Annotated in this window: 7 protein-coding genes; 2 read left to right on the top strand and 5 right to left on the bottom strand. The window is 60.1% G+C overall.

What is annotated here, in order from left to right; genetic code table 11:
- Nucleotides 1-116: 116 nt before the first annotated feature.
- The 3 genes from BN1127_RS10735 to BN1127_RS10725 form a co-directional block, all read right to left on the bottom strand.
- Nucleotides 117-371, bottom strand: coding sequence for a hypothetical protein (locus tag BN1127_RS10735; RefSeq protein ID WP_042649440.1), 255 nt, complete (start codon nt 369-371; stop codon nt 117-119).
- 204 nt (nt 372-575) lie between these two features.
- On the bottom strand, nt 576-956 hold the full coding sequence (locus BN1127_RS10730) for a CopD family protein (protein WP_231557472.1): 381 nt from the start codon (nt 954-956) through the stop codon (nt 576-578).
- A gap of 411 nt (nt 957-1,367) precedes the next feature.
- Nucleotides 1,368-1,580 (bottom strand): MerR family transcriptional regulator, encoded by a 213-nt coding sequence (locus BN1127_RS10725; RefSeq protein ID WP_042649437.1) that lies wholly within the window; start codon nt 1,578-1,580, stop codon nt 1,368-1,370.
- Nucleotides 1,581-2,038: 458 nt separating this feature from the next.
- Between BN1127_RS10725 and BN1127_RS10720 the strand changes: the two genes are divergently transcribed.
- Nucleotides 2,039-4,363: an Ig-like domain-containing protein gene (locus tag BN1127_RS10720; protein WP_042649436.1), complete on the top strand. Its 2,325-nt coding sequence runs from the start codon at nt 2,039-2,041 to the stop codon at nt 4,361-4,363.
- Between the two features lie 197 nt (nt 4,364-4,560).
- Here the strand turns inward: BN1127_RS10720 and BN1127_RS10715 are convergent, their stop codons facing one another.
- Entirely contained in the window at nt 4,561-6,447 is a 1,887-nt protein-coding gene (locus BN1127_RS10715) for a PTS fructose transporter subunit EIIC (protein ID WP_042649435.1), read from the bottom strand.
- 674 nt (nt 6,448-7,121) lie between these two features.
- Here BN1127_RS10715 and BN1127_RS21455 point away from each other — a divergent pair.
- Nucleotides 7,122-7,271, top strand: coding sequence for a hypothetical protein (locus BN1127_RS21455; RefSeq protein WP_005328920.1), 150 nt, complete (start codon nt 7,122-7,124; stop codon nt 7,269-7,271).
- A 139-nt stretch (nt 7,272-7,410) separates the two neighbouring features.
- Here the strand turns inward: BN1127_RS21455 and BN1127_RS21450 are convergent.
- Nucleotides 7,411-7,538, bottom strand: a 128-nt coding sequence (locus tag BN1127_RS21450) for a YgjV family protein (RefSeq protein WP_197069639.1), incomplete at its 5' end; no start/stop codon positions are given.

Below are 7,538 nucleotides of genomic sequence, written 5' to 3'. Positions count from 1 at the left end.
TAGGCTGATTCAAGGCATTTACGGGAGAAAAGATCGGCTCAAACTGAAAAAATGAAATGACTGAGTCAGCCGAGAAGAATTTCCCCGCTTATTCGCACCTTCCCTAGGAACAGGGCTCAATACTCGAGAAAGGTCTCGCCGCAGCGCTCACAGATCAGGTGCCGCACATTGGGCTCCAGATAGGCGAGCTTGTCGCCAAATACGGTGTTGGTAAGCAGGCTGGCGCGAAAGGCTTGCCAGAAGGCCTTGCGCGGCTCTTTGGGCATGATGTCCTGGCTGTGGTCGCGAGGGACCAGCACCACGATATGGCGGGTGCGCTCGCCGCAGCGGTCGCAACGATGGATTTCGCACGGTTCGCTGAAGGTTGTCATACTGGCGTCGCTCTCGAGTGGGGGGGCGCCCATCATAGTCTTTTCCACTTGGCTCTCAACTCCCCGTTCAGGGGCTGTGCCACGGCCTAACCGGCTTGGGCGGCGTCGGGTTCAACGATTCGGCCCACCCGGCAGTATTGGGGGAGTTAAAGCCGGGATGCTATGCCGGGGAGCGGGTATTTCAGTCCTGCTCATTCCCAAGCATCAATAGAACCACCCGGTTCTGAACGATACGCCGGTGATGACAAACAGGATGGAGATAATCGTCACCGGGATGATATGCCAGGCCATGGTGGTGAGGTTTTTCTCGGACAGATGGGGGATGACTCTAAACCGTGCACTCATGGCGAAGCAGAGCGTCAAGGTCAGCAGCGACAGTTTCAACAGGATCGGGTGAGCGATGGGATTGGAAAAGTCCAGCCACTGGCTGACATCCGGCAGCATTCGATAGGCCAGAAACAGGCCCGTTATCACCTGGATGATCAGTGCCGGCATGCCGATCTTTTCGTAAACCGACTCAAACTCCAGCAACCTGGCGGGTGAGCGTTCTCTCAATACCTTTGGCAGTACGACCACCGACAGCACTATGTGTCCCCCCGTCCAGATGGTGGCCGCCAGTATATGTAACAACAGTGCCAATCCGTACATCGTCTACCTCAGCTATCTAGTGCCAATAAATCGAGCCATTGATACCGAACATATGGTGACCCTGCGGCACTCTTCGAGCCGTGGCGCCCCATGGACATTCCCTCGCCATGGCTGGCGATGAGGTAAACATGTTAACCAATGGCATGATTTCGCAAAACGCCATACTGGATAAATCCTGTTCAAGATCAATAAATTCCCCGAGACAAGGGCCCTTGGTTGCGAGGGGCGCAGACTGCGTCTGCACCGGGATGCCTTATCGATGGCAAGTGCAATCCTCTTTGTGACAAGGGGCGGGGGGCTGGCGGGGCAGCAGAGGAGGGCAAGCGCGCCAAACCGATCGTGCCGGGCTCAGGGCTGCCTTGACGACAGTATGCCCATGCTGGCCAATACCTGGGCGGCGTTCTCCTCGCACGGTATCTCGTCGGGGTTGGGCTCCTCCGGCGGGATCCGGGCCTGCAACGGCAGCTTGTTCTGACGCTGTCGAGCCTCCCGTGCCTCGATATCGCTCACCTTGCTGAGCAGGATCCTGGATTCGTAGAAACGGATGGCTGATGTCACCATCTCTTGTCTGGCCCTGTGTTCTCATGGGATAGCAGATGTCACCTATTCACACGCCCGATGAGGTCAGTGGCTTCGTCTGTCTGGAACCCTAGAGTCACGCAGCCAATGCCCACCACCTGGCCGGTCACCCCGGCTTGCGCCTGCTCGGCAGATGGGATCGCATGAGCCTTGGTATGACACTCAGCCTGCGCCCGGCGCCATGAGTCCTGGGTGGCAATGACAGGGGCCCGAAAGGGCCTCATTCATTGGCGTGCACCGGGGGCGGCGATGGACAAGGGGCGGATTGCCTGGTTTCATCGCGGTTTTCTTAACCCAGCCTGTCTTCGCCGTGGCTTTCGGTGGACGGCAAAATGCCCCATTGCTCTACTCCCCGCCAGGTTCAAACAGCCGCAGCGACAGGCGGCCCCGGCTCACTCTGGGCGAGTCGGGTAAAGGAATGGTTTAGGGAGAAATGGGTAATGGCATTGGGCAAGTTTTTGATAGCAGGATTGGCAGCCCTGGCGCTGTTGGGGTGTGGCAGCGATGACGATGAGGGCTCAACGGGGGAGGGGCCCTCCCTCGCCTCGTTGCAGATAAGTCCCAAGGAGGCCAGGGTTCCCGTCGGCGTCGAGCAGCAGTTCCAGGCGCAGGCGACCTGGGATGATGGTGCGGTACAGGACGTGACCCGTCATCCTGACATCGTCTGGACCAGCAGCGACACCGCCGTGGTCACCGTGGATGAGCAGGGCCTCGCCACCGGGGTTGGCCCAGGCACGGCCACCATTACCACGACGGGCACCGTCAATGGTGAATCTCACAGCGCCACCGCCAGGGTGGAGGTGATCGATGCCTATGTGACCGAGCTGCAACTGACCCCGACCATGGCCAGAGTACCGGTGGGATTGAGTCAGACCTTCGTGGCCATCGCCACCTTCTCCGACGGCCAGTCGCGAGACGTGACCAACGCAGCAGGCCTGCAGTGGCGCAGCAGTGACGAGGGCAGCGCCCTGGTCAGCAACGACGCAGGCGAGAAGGGCGTCGCCACCGGGGTAGCAGTCGGGGAGCCGAACATTGAGGCCAGTGGCACCCTCAATGACGCGTCCTTCCAGGCTTCTGTCCCGCTGGCGGTGACGGATGCCGTGATCACCGGGCTGGATATCCATACGCCGGAGGATCCGTTACCCATGGGATTGAGCGCGCAGGTGCACGCATTTGCCGCCCTGTCCGATGGCAGTGACCCCATCGAGGTGACCGGACATGACGCCTTGACCTGGAGCAGCAGCGATCCGGCGGTGGCGAGTATCAGCGAGACCGGGCTGGTCACCGGGCTGACACCGGGGAGTGTCACCATAGGAGTGAGCGGCATGGTGAACGGAGTTTCTCTCGAGGCGACCGAGTCGCTCAGGGTGAGCTCGGCCGCCGTCATCGGGATCGAGGTGCAATTGATGGGGGGTGACATTGCGGTCGGTTTGCAAACACAGGTTGCCGCCACGGCCTATCTCACCGATGGGACCTCCTTCGATGTCACCGACAACCCCCTCATTCAGTGGCAAAGCAACCAACCCGGGATTGCGAGCGTCAGCAACCAGGCGGGGAGCAAGGGGCTGGTGACCGGCCTGGCAGTGGGAACGGCCACCATCATGGCGAACGGCACGCTCGACGGTGCAGCCTTCACCGACTCGGCCCCGGTGACGGTATCATCCGCCGTGGTGACCAGCCTGGACGTGACGCCACCGGATGCCTCTGTGATGGTGGGGGACAAGGTGCAGTATCAGGCCATGGCCACCCTCTCCGATGGCAGCAACCAGGATGTGACGGACGACGAGGCCACCCTCTGGTCCTCCGATGCGTCTGCCGTCGCGCCCATCAGCAATGCCTCTGGCAGCCGGGGGGAGGCGATCGGTCTGAGTGAGGGGATGGCGCTCATTACCGCCAATCTGGGCGGTGTCACCAGCACGTCGGCGCAGCTCACCGTGATGCCGATGGCCCCTGAGGCCCCCATCGTCATCGAACCGCGGCAAAACCAGATAGCCTCGTTGCAACTGAGCCCGGAGGCGTTCGCATTCTGGAATACGACCTCCATCAACTCCCCCGAGGGGCAGGCGGCGCTGAAAGATCTGACCGGGCTGGTCTATGGCCAGTTTCAGGACCAGTTCGACTTTATCACCGTGCTGATGAACAACGAGGCAAAGCCCCTGGGTATGCCCACCGGCGAGTTCACCCACATCAAGAACGACGTCGCTGGTATCGGGCTCTCTATGTTTGATAACACGGCGGTGTTTCACTCGGACGGCAAGCTGCAGGGCATTTCCTTCTTGTACAAGAAGCAGTATCTGTCGACCTCCACCTACGGGCCCATCCTGCATGAGATGACCCATCGCTGGGCAAACTGGGTGGTGCCGACCAGCTATCCTGGCCACTGGGGAAACGAGCTTGGGATCAAGGGGCAGTTGAACGATGTGAGCGCGAATTACGCCGACATCGAGCTCTACCTGATGGGGTTGATGGACGCCTCCGAGATGACGGATCCCGCCAGTCTCGATGCCTATGCCCTGATCCCGGCCGACCAGAAACCCAGGGTGCCGAGCGCGACCACCTCGCAGAAGACGTTTCGTGTTCTGCTGCTGATCCTGTCGGATCGGCCGCTCACCGCCACCGAGATCCAGAACTACAACAACGGGGCCACCCTGCTGGCCAGGACAGACAACCCATCCCAGCAAGGCACCAACTTCCACAAGATGACCCGAGGCAGAGGCACCCTGGTGGTGAGCGGACTCGATACCCTGGTCAAGCCGACCCCCTGATCCTGCGGCGCACAGACCAGACAAGCCAGCCTGGCTGGGCAGTCACCACGACCTATCCGGCGCCCACCATTGGCGCCGGATTGTTTATGGGGATGGCAAGGCGTGGTGCAGGGGCGGTGAGCTCGCAACCGCATCTCCTGCCACGGCAAAAAGGGGCCTAGCGGCCCCTTATGTTCAGCACGGCTAATTCAGCCTCGTCAGGCTACCTTGCTGCTGCCTGCCAGGGTGCGGGCCAGTAACCCATCTGGATTGTGGATAGCATCCTTCGTTTTGACATCGATGATGTCGATATTGGCGAAGCGATCCCGGTGCTTGATGGCCACGTCATGGGCCAGGATGACGCAGCGGGCGTTGGCCACGTCCTTGGGCGTGATGCGGTTGATGATGCCGTTGGCGCCCTGGGTCTCCACTTTCAGCTTGATCCCCGCCTTGGCGGCCGCCTTCTGCAGGCTCTTGGCGGCGAGGAAGGTATGGGCGACGCCGGAGGGGCAGGCGGTGATGGCGAGTACGTCAGCTTCTCCTTCCGCTTCGATGACCTCATAACCGCCATCCGGGGTGGCGATCTCTTCCTCGTCGGTCACCGGCTTTTTCAGCAGGTTGACGACAAGGGCCGTGGTCAGGGCACCGAGGATGGTGCCGAGGATATAGCCCATCTTGCCTTCCACCACCGGCAGTACTATCCAGCCGCCCCAGGGGGCGTGGTTGATGCTGTGCATCATGAAGCCGGTGACGTTGCCGACGATGCCGCCCGCGACGATGGCCGGGATGACGCGCACCGGATCGGCGGCGGCAAAGGGAATGGCCCCCTCACTGATGCCGATCATGCCCATGATGGCGGCCGCCTTGCCCGCTTCACGCTCCTCCTTCTTGTAGCGACGGGGCGAGAGCAGGGTCGCCAGCGCCATGCCGAGCGGCGGCACGCAGATGGCGATGCCGACGCCCCCCATCAGCCAGGGCTGGGTGTTGACCTGGGTCTGGGCGAACAGGGTGGCGACCTTGTTGATGGGGCCGCCCATGTCAAAGGCGGTCATGCCGCCGAGGATGGCGCCCAGCATCACCTTGCCGGAGCCCGCCATGCTGGAGAGCCAGTGGTTCATCCCCTCCATCATGGCGGCGATGGGCGCCCCGATGACCCACATGACGATGCCGCACACCAGGAAGGTGCCGATCAGCGGATAGATGAAGATGGAGCCGAGCGAACTCATGGAGTCCGGCAACTTGATGCGTTTGAGCTGATTGACGATGAGGCCGGCGATGAAGCCCACCAGGATGGCGCCGAGAAAACCGGTGTGGAACTGCTGCACCGCAATCCAGGAGCCGATCATGCCGGGGGCCAGGCCCGGTTTGTCCGCCATGGAGTAGGCGATATAGCCACCGAGCACGGCGGTAAACAGGGTCAACCCCGCGATCCCCATGTCGGCCATGTCCTTGAGTACCCCGGCCTCGGGTACGGCACCCTTGCCGCTCATCATCACCGACAGCGACAGCAAGACGCCCCCCGCGACGATGAAGGGGATCATGTGGGAGGTGCCGAACAGCAGGTGCTGCTTGAGGGTATTGACCTGTCCCTTGAGGCTGCGATCGACCGGCTCTGACGGCTGGGGTTGAACTTTTGTCTGTGGTCGGAGGCTGGCCGGAGGCGCCGCCGCCAGCAGCTTGAGCACCTCTACCTTGCTGGTGGCCGCCTGCATTCCGGCAATGAAGCCGGGTTCCAGCAGCTTGGTGGAGAGCTCGGCTAGCACCTCGATATGGTGGTTGGCGCCCCCTGCCGGGGAGGCAATCATGAAGAACAGCCTGGAGGGCAAGCCATCTTCGGCGCCGTAGTCTATGCCCTGACGGCTGATGCCGATGACGATGGCGGGCTGCAGCACCGCCTCGCTCTTGGCGTGGGGCAGGGCAACCCCCTGTTCAAACCCTGTGTTGTCGAGGTTTTCTCGCGCCCAGAGGTCGCGCACGAACTGATCCTGATTGGCTATCTTGCCGCTGGCCTTGAGCCGGGCAGCCAGCTCCACAAAGAGCCCCTGTTTGTCATTGGCCGCTATGTCGAGGCAGATCAGTCCTTCGTCTATCAAGGAGGTGAGCATAGGTGTCTCCTGGCTCCTTCTTGGAGCCGTTGTGATGAGTAACAATTGACCCGCCTATTGTTTCGCCCTTACCCCCGGGTCGAAATCGGACATATGTGCCCTTTACTGGATTTTTGTGTCGCCCACCACATCCTGTGACCTCGTTCGCATTTTGATATCGTCTTTCTAGATCGGAGGGTGATTTTTTATTTCGTTTTAAAACAAATGGTTGACTTGTTTTTTGACGATGTTGTCAGAAGGTGGCGGCGACATGCCGGCCCAAAGTCAGGCGAGAGGATTGGAGATTTGTGCGCCATGGCCGCACCCTGAAATGTGAGCCATCCGGCAAAAGTGCGGCCCGGGAGCGATTGTGCATCGGCAAGGCGGGGTTGGGCGGAGCGCGTGAAAAAATATGTGCATAACCAGACGGCCTCGAAAAGGGCGGCGGAAAAGTCGAGTGTTTTTAATTCAAGTGATTAATAATTAAGTGAAATGTGTGTTTTTGTTGCGCCTGTTCTGGAGGGTTTAATATGGTCTCACAAGAGGATTTTTGCTGTTTTATAGATTGGCTTTTGCATAATAAATCGTTTATTTAGTTGGACAATCGGGGAATAATTGGTGTCCAATCGAATAGAGCAGGTTGGCCAACAGCGCCGTCAGCCAGTGTGTAACCCGAGATACAAGGAGACATCCTGATGGAAAAACTTGACCAAGAAATCGACACCATGCGCCAGGAATTCGAGTCACAAGGGCAAAAACAGGCCCATGACAAATGGCAAGCCAGGGTCGATGAACTGCAGCGGGAACGCTCGGAAGCTCCTCAGCCGGAAGCGGCAGAACACTAGCCCCCGACGGCCGTGATGGCCATCGGTTGAGCAGATAATGAAAAACCACCGCCCTGACTCAGGGCGGTGGTTTTTTTCAAGGCCGCTATCGGCCTTCCTCATGCCTTGACTGCGGCCAGCGACACCTGAGGGCAAGGGATCAGGCAGGGCTCGACTGCGGTTGTCGCCACATGCGGTACATGGTGTGGCAGTTGACGAACAGGAAGCTCAGCTCAATCAGGCTGCCGCCGATGGAGCCGATCAAGATGTTGTGGCTGGTCCAGCACA

It is taken from the genome of Aeromonas media (assembly GCF_000819985.1).
Classification (GTDB): Bacteria; Pseudomonadota; Gammaproteobacteria; order Enterobacterales; family Aeromonadaceae; genus Aeromonas; species Aeromonas media.
This window is presented reverse-complemented; position numbering and strand designations above follow the sequence as displayed.

Coding starts and splice junctions, on each gene's coding strand:
- BN1127_RS10735 (WP_042649440.1), bottom strand. CDS start 371: ATGACAACCTTCAGCGAACCGTGCGAAATCCATCGTTGCGACCGCTGC.
- BN1127_RS10725 (WP_042649437.1), bottom strand. CDS start 1,580: ATGGTGACATCAGCCATCCGTTTCTACGAATCCAGGATCCTGCTCAGC.
- BN1127_RS10720 (WP_042649436.1), top strand. CDS start 2,039: ATGGCATTGGGCAAGTTTTTGATAGCAGGATTGGCAGCCCTGGCGCTG.
- BN1127_RS10715 (WP_042649435.1), bottom strand. CDS start 6,447: ATGCTCACCTCCTTGATAGACGAAGGACTGATCTGCCTCGACATAGCG.
- BN1127_RS21455 (WP_005328920.1), top strand. CDS start 7,122: ATGGAAAAACTTGACCAAGAAATCGACACCATGCGCCAGGAATTCGAG.